At 68.5% G+C, this 14,975-nt stretch carries 13 protein-coding genes; 3 read left to right on the top strand and 10 right to left on the bottom strand.

All coding sequences use genetic code 11. The features are described 5' to 3' along the window. The first annotated feature begins 46 nt into the window (after positions 1 to 46). From BLT62_RS03000 to BLT62_RS02990, 3 genes are read left to right on the top strand one after another with little or no spacing between them, the layout of a single operon-like run. Positions 47 to 469 (top strand): hypothetical protein, encoded by a 423-nt coding sequence (locus BLT62_RS03000; protein ID WP_083365273.1) that lies wholly within the window; start codon positions 47 to 49, stop codon positions 467 to 469. Then, a complete protein-coding gene (locus tag BLT62_RS02995; RefSeq protein ID WP_083362728.1) occupies positions 463 to 687 on the top strand; it encodes a helix-turn-helix transcriptional regulator in 225 nt (74 codons plus the stop codon). The genes BLT62_RS03000 and BLT62_RS02995 overlap by 7 nt, the downstream gene beginning before the upstream one ends. A gap of 51 nt (positions 688 to 738) precedes the next feature. Beyond that, a complete protein-coding gene (locus BLT62_RS02990; protein ID WP_083362727.1) occupies positions 739 to 1,713 on the top strand; it encodes an NAD(P)-dependent alcohol dehydrogenase in 975 nt (324 codons plus the stop codon). Positions 1,714 to 1,839: 126 nt separating this feature from the next. On the opposite strand, the gene BLT62_RS02985 is transcribed toward BLT62_RS02990, so the two are convergent. The 10 genes from BLT62_RS02985 to BLT62_RS02940 all read right to left on the bottom strand — a co-directional run bounded on the left by BLT62_RS02985 (position 1,840) and on the right by BLT62_RS02940 (position 14,772). Beyond that, complete coding sequence (locus BLT62_RS02985) at positions 1,840 to 4,191, bottom strand: arylsulfatase (protein WP_083362726.1); 2,352 nt, start codon at positions 4,189 to 4,191, stop codon at positions 1,840 to 1,842. A gap of 203 nt (positions 4,192 to 4,394) precedes the next feature. Then, on the bottom strand, positions 4,395 to 5,894 hold the full coding sequence (locus BLT62_RS02980) for a CoA-acylating methylmalonate-semialdehyde dehydrogenase (RefSeq protein WP_083362725.1): 1,500 nt from the start codon (positions 5,892 to 5,894) through the stop codon (positions 4,395 to 4,397). A gap of 46 nt (positions 5,895 to 5,940) precedes the next feature. After that, the gene (locus tag BLT62_RS02975; protein WP_083362724.1) at positions 5,941 to 7,263 is read right to left on the bottom strand and encodes an aspartate aminotransferase family protein; all 1,323 of its coding nucleotides are present in this window, start codon (positions 7,261 to 7,263) and stop codon (positions 5,941 to 5,943) included. Positions 7,264 to 7,341: 78 nt separating this feature from the next. Continuing rightward, positions 7,342 to 8,511 (bottom strand): ABC transporter substrate-binding protein, encoded by a 1,170-nt coding sequence (locus tag BLT62_RS02970; protein WP_083362723.1) that lies wholly within the window; start codon positions 8,509 to 8,511, stop codon positions 7,342 to 7,344. Between the two features lie 119 nt (positions 8,512 to 8,630). Beyond that, positions 8,631 to 9,401, bottom strand: a complete 771-nt coding sequence (locus tag BLT62_RS02965; RefSeq protein WP_083362722.1) for an ABC transporter permease — start codon at positions 9,399 to 9,401, stop codon at positions 8,631 to 8,633. Between the two features lie 50 nt (positions 9,402 to 9,451). Beyond that, positions 9,452 to 10,336, bottom strand: a complete 885-nt coding sequence (locus tag BLT62_RS02960) for an ABC transporter ATP-binding protein (RefSeq protein ID WP_083362721.1) — start codon at positions 10,334 to 10,336, stop codon at positions 9,452 to 9,454. Then, positions 10,333 to 11,304 carry an ABC transporter permease gene (locus BLT62_RS02955; protein WP_083362720.1) on the bottom strand — a complete coding sequence of 324 codons (972 nt, stop codon included), beginning with the start codon at positions 11,302 to 11,304 and terminating at the stop codon, positions 10,333 to 10,335. The genes BLT62_RS02960 and BLT62_RS02955 overlap by 4 nt, the downstream gene beginning before the upstream one ends. Further along, positions 11,301 to 12,317: a TIGR03842 family LLM class F420-dependent oxidoreductase gene (locus BLT62_RS02950; RefSeq protein ID WP_083362719.1), complete on the bottom strand. Its 1,017-nt coding sequence runs from the start codon at positions 12,315 to 12,317 to the stop codon at positions 11,301 to 11,303. Before BLT62_RS02950 ends, BLT62_RS02955 begins: the two co-directional genes overlap by 4 nt. A gap of 87 nt (positions 12,318 to 12,404) precedes the next feature. Beyond that, positions 12,405 to 13,868: a dihydropyrimidinase gene (hydA, locus tag BLT62_RS02945; protein WP_083362718.1), complete on the bottom strand. Its 1,464-nt coding sequence runs from the start codon at positions 13,866 to 13,868 to the stop codon at positions 12,405 to 12,407. Positions 13,869 to 13,908: 40 nt separating this feature from the next. After that, complete coding sequence (locus tag BLT62_RS02940) at positions 13,909 to 14,772, bottom strand: nitrilase-related carbon-nitrogen hydrolase (RefSeq protein WP_083362717.1); 864 nt, start codon at positions 14,770 to 14,772, stop codon at positions 13,909 to 13,911. Between the last annotated feature and the right edge of the window lie 203 nt (positions 14,773 to 14,975).

Here is a 14,975-nt window from a genome sequence, read left to right as displayed (position 1 = left end):
CATACATTCGGCGTCAAGAGTTCTTTACATGGAGGCGGGAGTCCTGATGTCATCCGAAGAGAAGAGCGCCTGGGTCATGGGCGTCGTCGCCGTCTGCGGATACGTGGTCTACCTCGTCGTCATCCTGGGTGCCGGCGGCCAGCCGAGCGAGGTCGACTACGTGCCGGCGATGTTGTGGACGATCGGCGGGGCCATCGTCGTGTCGATCCTGGCGCGCATCGTGTGGGGCATGTTCACCCCGGGCGGCGAGGGGAAGAAAGACCAGCGCGATCGCGAGATCTACCAGTTCAGTGAGCGGATCGGCCAGTCGTTCCTCGTGATCGGCGGCGTCGCGGCGATGCTGCTGGCCATGTTCGAGCTCGGCTACTTCTGGATCGCGAACGTGCTCTACCTGTGCTTCGTGATCTCCGCCATCCTCAGCTGCACCGTCAGGATCATCGCCTACCGCCGGGGGTTCCAGTCGTGGTGAAGCCGACCCGGGTGACCAACGACATCCGCCGGCTGCGCTTCGAGCGCGGCGAGATGACCCAGGCCGAGCTCGCCGAGCGCATCGGCGTGACCCGGCAGACCGTGATCGCCATCGAGCAGGGCCGCTACTCGCCCTCGCTGGAGATGGCGTTCCAGATCGCTCACGCGCTGGGGGTCCCCCTCGACGCGGTCTTCCACTACCCGGCCCAGCAACAGTAGGGCCCGACCCCAAGCAGCAGGACCCGACCCACAACAGAAGGGATCCAGACCATGCGAGCAATAGTTCAAGACGAGTACGGCGACGTGGAGGCACTGCGCCTCGGCGACATCGACACCCCCACCCCCGGCGCCGGCGAGGTGCTGATCCGGGTGGAGGCGGCCGGCGTCGACGCCGGCGTCTGGCATCTGATGATGGGGCGCCCGTACCTGGCGCGCGTGATGGGGTTCGGCCTGCGCCGGCCGAAGACGAGGGTCAAGGGCCGCGAGGTGGCCGGTGTCATCGCGGCGCTCGGCGACCGGGTCACCGGGTTCGCGGTCGGCGATGAGGTCTACGGATACTGCGAGGGCTCCTTCGCCGAGTACGTCTGCGCCCGCGCCGACCGCATCGCCCCCAAGCCGGCCTCGCTGAGCTTCGAGCAGGCGGCCGTTCTGCCGATCTCGGCGGGGACCGCGCTGCAGGCGGTGCGCGACAGCGGCGCGGTGAAGGCCGGCCAGAGTGTGCTCGTGATCGGGGCGGCCGGCGGCGTCGGGGCCTTCGCCGTCCAGATCGCGAAGGAACTCGGCGCGAGCGTGACGGGCGTGACCAGCACCGGCAAGCTCGAGCTCGTGCGGTCGCTCGGCGCCGACCACGTGATCGACTACACGCGCGAGTCGTTCACGACCGGCATCCGCCTCTTCGACGTGATCATCGACACCGCCGGGCACCGCTCCGTCGCCGAGCTGCGCACGGCACTCACACCGCACGGCACGCTCGTGATCGTGGGGTCGGAGGTCGATGCGCCGGTCTTCGGCGGCTTGGGACGCCCGGTCGGTGCGAGCCTGAAGTCGCCGTTCGTCGGGCAGAACCTGCGGATGCTGGCGGCCACCGAGAACGCCGGGCTGCTGCACTCGCTGACCGAGCTCATCGAGGCGGGCAGCCTCGCGCCCGTGATCGACTCCTCCTACCCGCTGGCCGAGGCCCCCGCCGCCATCCGGCACTGGCGCGACGGCCACCCGGCGGGCAAGGTCGTCATCACGGTCGCCTGACGCCTCACGCCTGACCTCAACGCCTCGACGAGGGTGCCGACTCGAAGAATCGGCGCACCCTCGAGCGAGGGCGGCCGATTCTTCGAGTCGGATGACGGGTGCGGCGCGCAGGCGGCGCGCGCAGCGTCAGGAGTAGGCGATGTGCACGCGTTCCAGGCTGCCGGTGAACGGGAACGGGGCGCGATCACGGTAATCCAATGACACCGGCGACCCCAGGGCCCGGCCGATGTCGAGGCCATCGTTGGCGGTGAAGCCGATACCGGCCAACAACGGCACCACGCCGAAACCGACGACCTCGCCGTCGACGCGCAGCTCGATGTCCAGGCCGGAGTCTGGCGCAGCACTGTGCCGCACCGTCGTCACCGTGATGCGCACGGGGCCGGCGGGGAGCGCCACCTCGGATGCGATCTTGGTGCGGTTCATCATGAAGAGGTTGTACTCGAAGCGCAAGACGCCCTCGTCCAGGAAGAGCGTCAGCCCGCCGGCACCGCCGCCCAGTTTGTAGAGCACTCCGGATGCGCGCTCGGGCAGCGTCGCCTCAATGGTCACGACGTTGGAGCGGTTGCCCAGTGTCGGCGCCGCGCTCTCCGGCACGCGGAGTGTGCTGTCAAACATCTCCCACTCCGTGTAATGCGGCTGCGGCCTGTCTTCCGGGTGCAGCACCATCACCCAGAGGCCGCCGCCGATGGGGAGCGCGTCGTTCTTCGTCGACTCCACCAAGAAGAGGTCTTGGAGCTGCTTGAGCCGCTCGGGGTGTTCACTCGCCACATCTCGCGACTGCGACCAGTCGTTCTCGAGGTCGTAGAGCTCCCAGACGTCTTCCTCCGGCGTCCACGTCCGGATTCCCGGCGGCAGCCCCGGCACCCAGGGCAGCCGCGGGCCGCGGGCGCTGGCCATCCAGCCGTCGTTGTAGATCGAGCGGCTGCCCATGATCTCGAAGTACTGGGTGTGCAGTTGACCGTCGGCATCCGGATCGTCGATCGCATAGGCGAAGCTCGTGCCGTCGATGGCCTTCTGCGTGACGCCGTTCACGATCTGCGGCGCGGTGATCCCGACGATCTCGAGGATGGTCGGCATCACGTCGTTGCAGTGGTGGAACTGGCTCCGCACCCGGTCATCGGGGGCGATGCGCGCCGGCCAGCTGATCGCCATCGGGTTGCGCGTTCCGCCCAGATGCGAGGCGAGCAGCTTCATTCCCTTGTAGGGAGTCGAGCCGGCCCAGGCCCACGCTGCGTGGTACATGTTGTCGGTGGCGGGGCTGCCGAGCACGTCGAGCCCGCCGAGCTGGTCGAGCACATCGATGTGCTGCCTCGCCGTGGACGGGATGCCGTTCTGCGCCAGCAGCTCGCTGATGGTGCCGCCCTGTCCCTCGGCCGATGAACCGTTGTCGCCCCAGATGTAGAGCACGAGCGTGTTGTCGCCGAAGCCCAGGGCGTCCACCTCGTCGAGCAGCCGCCCAACCTGGTGGTCGACGTGCTCGGCGAAGCCTGCTGCCACCTCCATCAGGCGGCGCTGGAACGGCTTCTCGTCCTCGGGGATGGCGTCCCACGCATCGAGCGCCTCGTCGCGCTCGGTCAGCACGGTGTCCGCGGGAATCCAGCCCTTCTCGATCGCCCGTGTGTGCACGCGTTCGCGATAGGCATCCCAGCCATCGTCGAACTTGCCTGCGTACTTGTCCGCCCACTCCTTCGGCACGTGGTGTGGGCCGTGGATGGCCCCGCTGGCCCAATACATCATGAACGGCGAGTCCTGACGAAGCGTCTTGTGGCGTCGCAGCCACGAGATGGCGTCATCGGCGAGGTCCTCAGAGAGGTGATAGCCCTCTTCCGCGCTCTTCGGCGGCAGAACGCTCGTGGTGTTGCGCACGAGGTTGGGCTCGTACTGCGAAGCCTCCCCGGCGAGGAAACCGTAGAAGTACTCGAATCCGAGGCCGGTCGGCCAGTTGTCGTATGGCCCGGCCGCCGAGGTCTCGGTGGTCGGGGTGTTGTGCCACTTGCCGAAGGCGCTGGTGGCGTAGCCATAGTGCTTCAGGATCTCCGGCAGTGTCGCAGCGTCGCGGGGAATGAGACCGGAGTAGCCGTCCCAGTCATTGGCGAACTCGGCGATCTGACCTGCGCCGACACGGTGGTGGTTGCGGCCGGTGAGCAGCGACGCCCGAGTCGGTGAGCACATCGCGGTGGTGTGGAAGCGGTTGAACCCGATGCCGGCGCCGTGCACGCGCTCCAGCGTCGGCGTGTTCACCTCGCCGCCGAACGCCGACGGAAGGCCGGGCCCGGCGTCATCGATCAAGACGATCAGAATGTTCGGCGCATCGTCGGGCAGCGACTGCCGATGGGGCAGCGGTGAGTACGTCGACTGTTGCATGGTGATGCCTGCGACGCTGCCGCTTGGTTTCGGCGGGAAGGGGAGAATCGGCGCCGCCGGGAGCGGCGCCTTCGCCTTCACCGATGCGGCTGTGCGGTTGTCGTCGACTGTCATTGCGGCTCCCCCTCCGGGGCGCCCGCACCGTTGCCGCCACGCTGCGGCATCCCCCGACACGTGGTCGACCCGTCTTCGAGCCAGTCTGGCAGTGCACGGCGGCGAAGTCGAGAGCACTCGCGGTTGCCCGCCGGCTGGCAACCGCGCCAACGAGAGAGGAGCTCCCCCGGCGGATGCCGGAGGAGCCCCTCACGCAGGATTCCCTAGTGGTTCTGCGGGAAGCCCAGGTTCAGGCCGCCGTGGCTCGGGTCGAGCCAGCGCGAGGTGACGGCCTTCTCGCGGGTGAAGAAGGCGATGCCGGCCGGGCCGTACGCCTTCGCGTCACCGAAGGCCGAGTTCTTCCAGCCGCCGAAGGAGTGGTAGGCCACCGGCACGGGGATCGGCACGTTGATGCCGATCATGCCGACGGTCACCTCGTTCTGGAAGCGCCGGGCTGCACCACCGTCGTTGGTGAAGATGGCGGTTCCGTTGCCGTACTGGCTCGAGTTGATGATGTCGAGGCCCTGTTCGTAGCCCTCGACGCGCACGATCGACAGCACCGGGCCGAAGATCTCGTCGGTGTAGGCGGCGGAGCTGAGCGGCACCCGGTCGAGCAGGGTCGGGCCGAGCCAGAAGCCGTCGGCGTCGCCGTCGACCTCGATGCCGCGGCCGTCCACGACGACGGTCGCGCCGTCGGCCGCGGCGATGTCGATGTAGCCGGACACCTTGTCGCGGTGCACCTCGGTGATGAGCGGGCCCATGTCGCAGCCGCGGGTTCCGTCACCGGTCTTCAGCGTCGCCATGCGCTCGCTGATCTTGGCGATCAGCTCGTCGGCGACAGCGTCGACGGCGAGGATCACGCTGATCGCCATGCAGCGCTCACCGGCCGAGCCGAAGCCCGCGTTGACGGCGGCATCGGCGGCCAGGTCGAGGTCGGCATCCGGAAGCACCAGCATGTGGTTCTTCGCGCCGCCGAGGGCCTGCACGCGCTTGCCGTGGGCGCTGGCCGTCTCGTAGATGTACTTGGCGATGGGGGTCGAGCCGACGAAGGAGATCGAGCCGACATCCGGGTTGACGAGGAGGGCGTCGACGGCCTCCTTGTCGCCGTGCACGACGTTGAAGACGCCGTCGGGCAGGCCGGCGTCCTTGAGCATCTGCGCCATGAAGTTGGCCGCGGACGGGTCCTTCTCCGAGGGCTTCAGCACGACCGTGTTGCCGGCGGCGATGGCCAGCGGGAAGAACCAGAGCGGCACCATCGCGGGGAAGTTGAACGGGCTGATGATGCCGACGACGCCGACCGGCTGCTTGAGCGAGTACACGTCGACGCCGGTGGAGACGTTCTCGGAGTAGTCGCCCTTCATCAGGGTCGGCATGCTGCAGGCGTACTCGACGACCTCGAGGCCGCGGGCGATCTCGCCTGCGGCATCCGAGAGCACCTTGCCGTGCTCGTTGGTGAGGATCGCGGCCAGCTCGGGGGTGCGCTTGTGCAGCAGCTCGCGGAAGTTGAACATGATGTTCTGGCGCTTGGCGATCGACATGTCGCGCCAGGCCGGGAGGGCGGCCTTGGCTGCCGCGACCACGGTGTCGACGTCGGCGGTGCTGGCCATCAGCACGTTCTTCTCTGCGACGCCGCGGGCCGGGTTGAAGACGGGTGCGGTGCGCGTGGAGGTTCCGGCTGCGGGTGCGCCATTGACCCAGTGCTGGACGGTGGGGATTTCGGACATTGCGGTGTTCCTATTCTTTTCTGGTGAAAATCTGTGGTGCGGGGCGTTAGCCGAGCAGGTCGAGGGAGAGCACCTCGTCGTAGATGGCCATCGCCTCGGCGACCTCGTCCGGCGTGACGACGCACGGCGGCACGACGTGGATGCGGTTCTCGGCCAGGAAGGGCAGCAGGCCGCGCGCGACGAGCTCCTTCTTGATGCGGCCCATCACGGCGGCGCTGACCGGCTCGCGGGTGGCGCGGTCGGCGACGAGCTCGACGGCCCAGAAGACGCCCTCGCCGCGCACCTCGCCGATGATGTCGTGCTTCTCGGCCAGGGCGGCCAGGCCGGGGCCGATGTGCTCGCGACCGACGGCTGCCGCGTTCTCGACGATGCCCTCTGAGGCCATCGTGTCGAGGGCGGCGACGATCGAGGCCATCGCTAGCGGGTGGCCGCTGTAGGTGAGGCCGCCGGGGAACACCCGGTCGTTGAAGAAGTCGGCGATCGGGTCGCTGATGACGACGCCACCGACCGGGACGTAGCCGGAGTTGACGCCCTTGGCGAAGGTGATCAGGTCGGGGACGACGTCGTAGCCGTCGAAGGCGAACCAGCGGCCGGTGCGGCCGAAGCCGCACATGACCTCGTCGAGGATGAGCAGGATGCCGTGGCGGGTGGCGAGCTCGCGCACGCCGGCCAGGTAGCCGGGCGGCGGCAGCAGCACGCCGGCCGTGCCGGGGATGGTCTCCAGCAGGATCGCCGCGATCGACGACGGTCCCTCGCTCAGGATGACCCGCTCGAGGTGGCGCAGGGCACGCTCCGCCTCCTGCTCCGGCGTGCTCGACCAGAAGTCGCTGCGGTAGGCGTAGGGGCCGAAGAAGTGCACGTGGCCGGTGGCGTACTCGTTGGGGATGCGGCGCCAGTCGCCGGTGGCGACGACGGCAGAGCCGGTGTTGCCGTGGTACGAGCGGTAGGTGCTGAGCACCTTGTCGCGGCCGGTGAACTGGCGTGCCATGCGGATCGCGTTCTCGTTGGCATCCGCCCCGCCGTTGGTGAAGAAGACCCTGTTGAAGCCCTCCGGTGCACGATCGGCGATGCGCTTGGCGGCCTCGCCGCGGGCCAGGTTGGCGGTCGCGGGGGCGACGGTGGCGAGCAGGCTGGCCTGCTCCTGGATGGCGGAGATGACCGCGGGGTGCTGGTGCCCGATGTTGACATTCACCAGCTGGCTCGAGAAGTCGAGGTAGCTGGTCCCTTCATGGTTCCAGACCCGCGACCCCCTGCCGCCTGCAATCACGAACGGCGCGAGAGCGGCCTGCGCCGACCACGAGTGGAAGACGTGGCGCTGATCGAGCTCGGCCGTGATGGCGTCGAGATCGGGGTTGGATGTTTCGAGCATGTGTTGCTGCCTTTCGATGGTGCAGTGAATGGCTCCGACAGGCCCAGCCGGCGGTGGCTGGGCCTGTCGGATCCGGTTTTAGTTGCCGCCCTCGGCGAGGGTGACGGTGATGGGCGTGAAACTCTCGCCCGTCACATCGACTCCCTCAGCTTTGAGTTCGTCGAGTGCTTTGGTGATCCAGTCGTTGGACCAGGCGGATGCCGGCGGCTCCTTCGTGATCGGGGAGGCCCCGGTCTCGTTGACGGCCGAGAGGGCACCCTTGACGGTGGCGTCCCAGGCGGCCTCGTCGATCACGCCGATGCCCTCCGGTGCCGGCCAGATCAGCTTGTTGGTCTCGTTGACCATCCACAGCTCGTGGCTGGGGCCCCAGTTGGACCCTGCCGCGATGGTGATCGCCGAGGCCTCCTCCGGGTTCTCCGCCGCGTAGATCCACCCCTTGACGACGGCCTTGAGGAATTTGACCGTGGTGTCCTGGTAGGCGGTGTCGCTCTCGAGCCGGGCGGTGTCGGCCCAGATCGCGTCCTGCAGCATGGCGCCGACCGTGTCCTGGTAGCTGATCACGTTGAAGTCGGCATCCGTGTACTGCTTGCCGGTCTCGGGGTTGACGGCCTCGAGCAGCTGCGCGTACTCGTTGTAGGTCATCGCCTGCGCGGCGTCGATGTCACCCTGCAGGAAGGCGTTCATGTTGAAGTCCTGCGTGATGATCTGCACGGTGGAGGAGTCCAGGCCCTCCTCGGCCATGGCCGCGAAGATCTCCCACTCGTTGCCGAAGCCCCAGGAGCCGATCTTCTTGCCCTCGAAGTCGGCGACCGAGTCGATGCCGGAATCCGCCCACGACACCTGCAGGGTGCCGGAGCGCTGGAAGATCTGCGCGATGTCGGTGATGTTGGCGCCGGCCTCGACCGAGCCGAGCGCCTTCGGCACCCAGGCGATCGCGTAGTCGACGTCGCCGTTGGCGAGGGCGTCCTGCGGCACGATGTCGCCGCCGGACGGGATGATCTCGACGTCCAGGCCCTCATCGGCGAAGTAGCCCTGCTCGGCGGCGGCGAAGTAGCCGGCGAACTGGCCCTGCGGCAGCCACTGCAGCTGGAGCTTGACCGCGGTGGTGGCGTCGCCGCCGCCAGCGCCATCGGTCGAGCCACCCGAACCTCCGGAGGTGTCGCCAGAACCGGAACAAGCGGAGAGTACGAGCGCTGCCGACAGTGTGAGCGCGCCCAGTGTCGCGAGGCGACGTGTGCTGTGTTTCATTTCAGTCCTTTCCCTGCTCTCAGTGGTGCCTGTGTTGCCGTGCGTTGTGTTGCCGTGCGTTGTGTTGAGTTGCCTGGTGTTGCCTGCCCCTGGCCCGTCGGGCCCGGGGAGTGTGTGGGCTACGAACCACCCCCGCGCCGGTTGGCGAGGCGTTCGAGCGCGAGCGTCGCGACGTAGAAGAGGAGGCCGAGCACGATGGATGCGACGACGTAGGCCCACGCCCTGGCGTAGGCGCTGGACGCGGCCGAGGTCGAGATGAGGCCGCCCAGGCCGCCGCGCGGTCCGCCGAAGTACTCGGCGACGAGGGCCGAGATCACGGCCAGCGAGGAGGCGATCCGGATGCCGGTGAAGATGAACGGCTTCGCCGTCGGCAGCGTCACGGTGCGCAGCACCTGGCCGGGGCTGGCCGCGTAGACCCGCATCAGGTCGCGGTGCACGGCCCGGGTCTGCCGGAACCCGCGCAGCGTGTTGATGAACACGGGCACGAAGGTGGCCAGCGCCGCGATGGCCTGCCGGCTGAACTGGCTGTCCGCGCCGAACATCGAGTTCAGCACCGGGGCCAGGGCCACGATCGGGATGACGGCGATCGAGGCGACGATCGGCGCGCTCATGCCGTCGACCAGCCGCGAGTTCGCGGCGAGTGCCGCCAGGCCGATGCCGAGGATGGAGCCGACGAGCAGTCCGATCAGCGCGTTCATGCCGGTGATGTACATGGCGGAGAGGATCGAGGGCAGGTAGTCGACGAACTGGGTGGCGATGGATGCCGGGCTCGGCAGCAGGTACTCGCTGACGCCGACCACGGTCACCAGGAACTGCCAGCCGCCGAGCACGATCGCGCCGACCGCGACGGGCGCGATGATGCGCAGCCACGACTCGGTGCGCGCGCTCATCGGCTTCCGGCCGGGGGCCGCGCCCCGTCTCGATACCGCAGCCGTGCTCATCAGCGCGTCTCCGCCCCGCGCACGGGCGCGGAGGCCGCGACGGCGCCGGTGGCCAGGCCACCCGTGGCGATGCCGCCGCCCGGGTTGCCGCCGTGCAGCGCCTCGCGCACCGCGGTGATCATCTCGAAGTAGCGGGTGTCCTCGCGGAGGGACTCGGTGCGCTCGCCGTCCAGGCGCATCGGCACGATCTCCTGGATCCGGCCGGGGCGGGCCGACATGACGACCACGCGGTCGGAGAGGTAGACGGCCTCCGGGATGGAGTGGGTGACGAACACGACGGCGGCCTGGGTCTCGGCGCAGATGCGCACGAGCTCCGTCTGCATCCGCTCCCTGGTCATCTCGTCGAGCGCGCCGAACGGCTCGTCCATGAGCAACAGGCTCGGGCTCTCCGCCAGCGAACGGGCGATGGCGACGCGCTGCTGCATGCCGCCCGAGAGCTGGTCCGGGTAGCGGTCGGCGAACTCGGTGAGCCCGACCATGCTCAGCAGCTCGGCCACCCGGGCCGCGCGGGCGGCGCTGCCGACCCCGTGCAGCTCGAGCGGCAGGCCGACGTTGGCGGCGACCGTGCGCCAGGGCAGCAGGCCGGCCTGCTGGAAGGCGATGCCGTAGTCCTGGTCGAGGCGCGCCTGGCCCGCGCTCTTGCCGAAGACGGCGACGCTCCCCGCGGTGGGCTGGTCGAGATCGGCGATGATGCGCATGAGGGTGGACTTGCCGCACCCGCTCGGCCCGATCAGCGACACGAACTCGCCGGCCTTGACGGTGAGGTTGATGCCCTGCAGCGCGTGCACCTGTCCGCTCCGGGTGTCGAAGGTCTTGTCGACGCCGGTCACGGTGACGGCGTCGGCGGTTGTCTGAGACGGTGCGCCGTGCTGAGCCTGGTTCATGCGTTGACCTCCACGCGTCGGTAGTTCTTGAGGAAGACGCCGAGCAGGGCGATCGAGCCCGCCACGACGAGGCCGAGCACGATGGCGCCGAAGATCGGGCCCCAGGCCTTGGCCGGGTCGCCGCTGGCCTGGCCGGCGTACTGGATGAGGATGCGGCCGAGGCCGCCCTGCAGGCCCGTCGACACCTCGGCGACGACGGCGCCGATGACGGCGTTGGCCGCGCCGAGGCGCAGCGCCGGCAGCAGGTAGGGCACGGATGCCGGCACGCGCAGCTTGACGAGGGTGCGCCACCAGCCGATGCCGTAGCTGCGCATCAGCTCCGTGTGGATCACGTCCGGCGACTGCAGGCCGCGCAGCGCGCCGATCGCGATCGGGAAGAAGGCGAGGTAGCTGGCGATGAGGGCGACCGACATCCAGTCTGCCCACTCGAAGCCGCCGATCTGGATCTTGGAGCCCCAGCTGCGCACGATCGGCGCGAAGGCGATGAGCGGAACGGTCTGGCTGAGGATGATCCAGGGCAGCAGGCCCCACTCGGCCAGTCGCCAGCGCAGCATCACCAGTGCGAGCCCGACGCCGACGACGAGGCCGACCAGCCAGCCGACCGCGGCGATGCCGAGCGTGACGAGCGCGCCGGCGCCGACGGCGGCCCAGAGCGGCGCAGCCCCCTCGGCCCGGGTGACCGGCTCGAACAGCCGGGCGAGCATGTCCCAGATGTGCGGCATGGCCAGGTCGGTGGTGCGCGGCAGAACCCGGAGCCCGCCGATCACGACGCCGTCGGCGGGGGCGAGCAGCTTGTAGAGCTCCCAGACGATCACGATCGCGGCCAGGCCGAGCGCGCCGTATGCCCACACCTGCAGTTCCCGGGCGCCGCGCGGGGCGCCGCTCCGGCGCGCGCCGGAGCCCCCGCCGGTGCGGCGGGTCTGGGCAGGCTCGGTCAGCTCTGCGGGCGGCGAGGTGGTCAACGTCATGCCTTGGCCGTGATGTGATCGCTGAGGGCCGGGATCACGGTCTCCCCGTAGACCCGCAGCGTCTCTTCCTTGTTGTCGTGCTGCAGGTAGCCGGCGAACTGGTCGACGCCGAGCGCCTTGAGCGCCTCGAGCTTCTCGATGTGCTCCTTGGCGGTGCCCAGCAGGCAGAAGCGGTCGACGATGTCGTCCGGCACGAAGCTGGCGTGCGTGTTGCCCGATCGGCCGTGCTCGTTGTAGTCGTAGCCCTCGCGCGCCTTGATGTAGTCGGTGAGGGCTTCGGGGATCTCGCCATGCGCGCCGTACTTGGCGACGATGTCGGCGACGTGGTTGCCGACCATGCCGCCGAACCAGCGGCATTGGTCGCGCATGTGCTCCCAGTCGTCGCCGATGTACATCGGGGCGGCGACGCAGAACTTGATCGACATCGGGTCGCGCCCGGCCGCCTCGGCCGCCGCGCGCACGGTCTTGATCATCCACGCGGCGATGTCGACATCCGCCAGCTGCAGGATGAAGCCGTCGCCGACCTCCCCCGTGAGTTTGAGCGCGAGCGGGCCGTAGGCGGCCACCCAGACGTCGAGCTTGGATCCCACGCTCCACGGGAACTGCAGGGTGGCGCCGTTGTACTCGACCGAGCGGGAGTTGGCCAGCTCGCGGATGACGTGGATCGACTCGCGCAGCGTGGTCAGCGTGGTCGGCGCCCCGTTGGTGACGCGCACGGCGGAGTCGCCGCGGCCGATGCCGCAGATGGTGCGGTTGCCGTACATCTCATTGAGCGTGGCGTAGAGCGAGGCGGTGACCGTCCAGTCCCGGGTGGCCGGGTTGGTGACCATGGGGCCGACGATGACCTTGCGCGTCTCGGCCAGGATCTGGCTGTAGATGACGTAGGGCTCCTGCCAGAGCAGGTGCGAGTCGAAGGTCCACACATGGCTGAAGCCGTGGTCCTCTGCCAGCTTGGCCAGCTGCACCGTGCGCGCCGAGGGTGGGTTGGTCTGCAGTACCGCTCCAAAATCCATCTGGTTCCCGTTCCTTACGAAATGTGCCGATTCACGTCTGTGTGAGGGGCGGATGCCGGAGCCTCCGGCATCCGCCCGTTGCCGCTGCTAGATGAGGTACTGGCTGAGCCCGCGCCTCACAAACTGGCCATCGCCCTTCTGGCCGACGTACTGCCGGTCGGTGACGACCACCTTGCCGCGGGAGAGCACGGTGTCGACGTGGCCGTCGATCTCGTAGCCCTCCCAGGCGGAGTGGTCCATGTTCATGTGGTGGCTGCGCCCGGTCGGGTTGCCGTCGGAGTCGACGGGGTAGCCGATCGAGGTGTGGCCGTTCGGGTCGTAGACGACGATGTCTGCGTCGGCACCCGGCTGGATGACGCCCTTCTTGCCGTACAGCCCGAACATGCGCGCCGGGGTGGTGCTGGTGATCTCCACCCAGCGCTCCAGCGTGATCTGCCCGTCGACGACGCCCTGGTAGAGCAGGTCCATGCGGTGCTCGACCGAGCCGATGCCGTTCGGGATCTTGGAGAAGTTGCCGAGCCCCAGGTCCTTCTGCCCCTTCATGCAGAACGGGCAGTGGTCGGTGGAGACCATCTGGATGTCGTTCGTGCGCAGGCTCTGCCACATGTGGTGCTGGTGGCCCTCCTCCTTGGAGCGCAGCGGCGTCGAGCACACCCACTTGGCGCCCTCGAAGTTGCCCCACTCGTCGCTGGAGGCGCCGAGCTGGTCCTCCAGCGAGAGGTAGAGGTACTGCGGGCAGGTCTCGCCGAAGACGTTCTGGCCGTTGTCGCGGGCCGCCGCGAGCTGCTCGACGGCCTGCTTGGCGCTCACGTGCACGACGTACAGCGGCGCCCCGGTGAGGTTGGCGAGCATGATCGCCCGGTGCGTCGCCTCCTCCTCCATCTGCCAGGCGCGCGCCACCCCGTGGTAGTACGGGTCGGTCTTGCCCTGGGCGAGCAGCTGCTCGACGAGCACGTCGATGGCCGGGCCGTTCTCGGCGTGCATCATCGTCATCAGCCCGGTGTCGGCGGCGACCTGCATGGCGCGCAGGATCTGGGCGTCGTCGCTGTAGAAGACGCCGGGGTAGGCCATGAACATCTTGTAGCTCGAGATGCCCTCGTCCGGGAGCCCGCGGAGCGCGAGCAGCGACTCCGGGTTCACGTCGCCCACGATCTGGTGGAACGCGTAGTCGATCGCGCACTGCCCCGCGGCCATCCCGTGCCAGGTGGCCAGGCCGTCCTGCACCTTCTGGCCGTGGGTCTGCACGGCGAAGTCGATGATCGTCGTCGTGCCGCCCCAGGCGGCCGCCCGGGTGCCCGTCTCGAAGTTGTCGGATGCCGCGGTGCCGCCGAACGGCAGCGACATGTGCGTGTGCGCATCGATGCCGCCCGGGATCACGTACTTGCCGGTGGCGTCGATGACGGTGTCGACGCCGGCCGTCAGGTCGGTGCCGAGCAGCACGCTGCCGCGCGCCAGCACCGCCACGATCTTCTCGCCGTCGATGAGCACATCGGCATCCGCCCGGCCCGTGGAGGTGACCACGGTGCCGCCGGTGATGAGGGTCGTTGCCATGTCTGTTCCCCTTCTCCTGCTCCTCTTTCCTGTTCGGCGGCTACGGCTTCGGGATGGACGTGTAGGACTCGGGGCGGCGGTCGCGGAAGAACTGCCAGTCGTTGCGCACCTGGCGCACCAGGCTCATGTCGAGGTCGCGCACGAGCACCTCCTCGTCGGTGGACGAACCGAGCTCGCCGACCCAGTTGCCGCGCGGGTCGAGCACCTGGCTGGAGCCGTAGAAGGTGACGGCGAGGTCGCCGTACTCGTTGTCCTCGCGCCCGACGCGGTTGGACGCCGCGACGAACATGCCGTTGGCGGCGGCCGCGGCCGCCTGCTCGATCTCCCAGAGCCGGTTGGAGAGGCCGGGCTTGGTGGCGTTCGGGTTGAACACGATCTGCGCGCCGTTGAGGGCGAGCTCGCGCCACCCCTCCGGGAAGTGCCGGTCGTAGCAGATGTAGACGCCGATCGGGCCGACCGCGGTGTTGAAGACGGGGTAGCCCATGTTGCCGGGGCGGAAGTAGAACTTCTCCCAGAACTTGTCGAGGTGCGGGATGTGGTGCTTGCGGTACTGGCCGAGGATGGTGCCGTCGGAGTCGACCACAACGGCGGTGTTGTAGTAGACGCCCGGCTGGTCTTCCTCGTAGATCGGCAGCACCATCACCATGCCGAGTTCCTTCGCCAGGGCGGCGAAGCGCTGCACGATCGGGCCGTCTGCCGGCTCGGCGTAGTCGTAGTACTTGGCGTCCTCCGTGATGCCGAAGTAGGGGCCGTAGAACAGCTCCTGGAAGCAGATCACCTGGGCGCCCTGCTCCTTGGCCGTGCGCGCGAACTGCTCGTGCTTGTCGAGCATGGACTCCTTGTCGCCGGTCCACGTGGTCTGGGTGAGTGCTGCTCGAACGATTTTGGGGGTGTCGCCGGTCATCTTGCCTCCACTTGCGCCTATTTCAAACTGGGTTTGAGCCGCGATGCGTAATACTTCGCGGGGTGCCGGCGTTGGCAATTCACGGGAGTCACCAACGCCGAGCGGTTGAGCCGAACCGAGCTTCTTTGCTCATTCTGTTATTGTTCGGCGTAAACATTTCTCTTTTGTTTCAGTGTGTGACACACGCGTTAATCATCATGTTG

The sequence above is a fragment of the Microterricola viridarii genome, from assembly GCF_900104895.1.
Classification (GTDB): Bacteria; Actinomycetota; Actinomycetes; order Actinomycetales; family Microbacteriaceae; genus Microterricola; species Microterricola viridarii.
This window is presented reverse-complemented; position numbering and strand designations above follow the sequence as displayed.

Excerpts from the sequence above, each read along its gene's own strand:
- BLT62_RS03000 (WP_083365273.1), top strand. The coding sequence starts at position 47 with ATGTCATCCGAAGAGAAGAGCGCCTGGGTCATGGGCGTCGTCGCCGTC.
- BLT62_RS02990 (WP_083362727.1), top strand. The coding sequence starts at position 739 with ATGCGAGCAATAGTTCAAGACGAGTACGGCGACGTGGAGGCACTGCGC.
- BLT62_RS02985 (WP_083362726.1), bottom strand. The coding sequence starts at position 4,191 with ATGACAGTCGACGACAACCGCACAGCCGCATCGGTGAAGGCGAAGGCG.
- BLT62_RS02980 (WP_083362725.1), bottom strand. The coding sequence starts at position 5,894 with ATGTCCGAAATCCCCACCGTCCAGCACTGGGTCAATGGCGCACCCGCA.
- BLT62_RS02975 (WP_083362724.1), bottom strand. The coding sequence starts at position 7,263 with ATGCTCGAAACATCCAACCCCGATCTCGACGCCATCACGGCCGAGCTC.
- BLT62_RS02970 (WP_083362723.1), bottom strand. The coding sequence starts at position 8,511 with ATGAAACACAGCACACGTCGCCTCGCGACACTGGGCGCGCTCACACTG.
- BLT62_RS02965 (WP_083362722.1), bottom strand. The coding sequence starts at position 9,401 with ATGAGCGCGCGCACCGAGTCGTGGCTGCGCATCATCGCGCCCGTCGCG.
- BLT62_RS02960 (WP_083362721.1), bottom strand. The coding sequence starts at position 10,336 with ATGAACCAGGCTCAGCACGGCGCACCGTCTCAGACAACCGCCGACGCC.
- BLT62_RS02955 (WP_083362720.1), bottom strand. The coding sequence starts at position 11,304 with ATGACGTTGACCACCTCGCCGCCCGCAGAGCTGACCGAGCCTGCCCAG.
- BLT62_RS02950 (WP_083362719.1), bottom strand. The coding sequence starts at position 12,317 with ATGGATTTTGGAGCGGTACTGCAGACCAACCCACCCTCGGCGCGCACG.
- hydA (WP_083362718.1), bottom strand. The coding sequence starts at position 13,868 with ATGGCAACGACCCTCATCACCGGCGGCACCGTGGTCACCTCCACGGGC.
- BLT62_RS02940 (WP_083362717.1), bottom strand. The coding sequence starts at position 14,772 with ATGACCGGCGACACCCCCAAAATCGTTCGAGCAGCACTCACCCAGACC.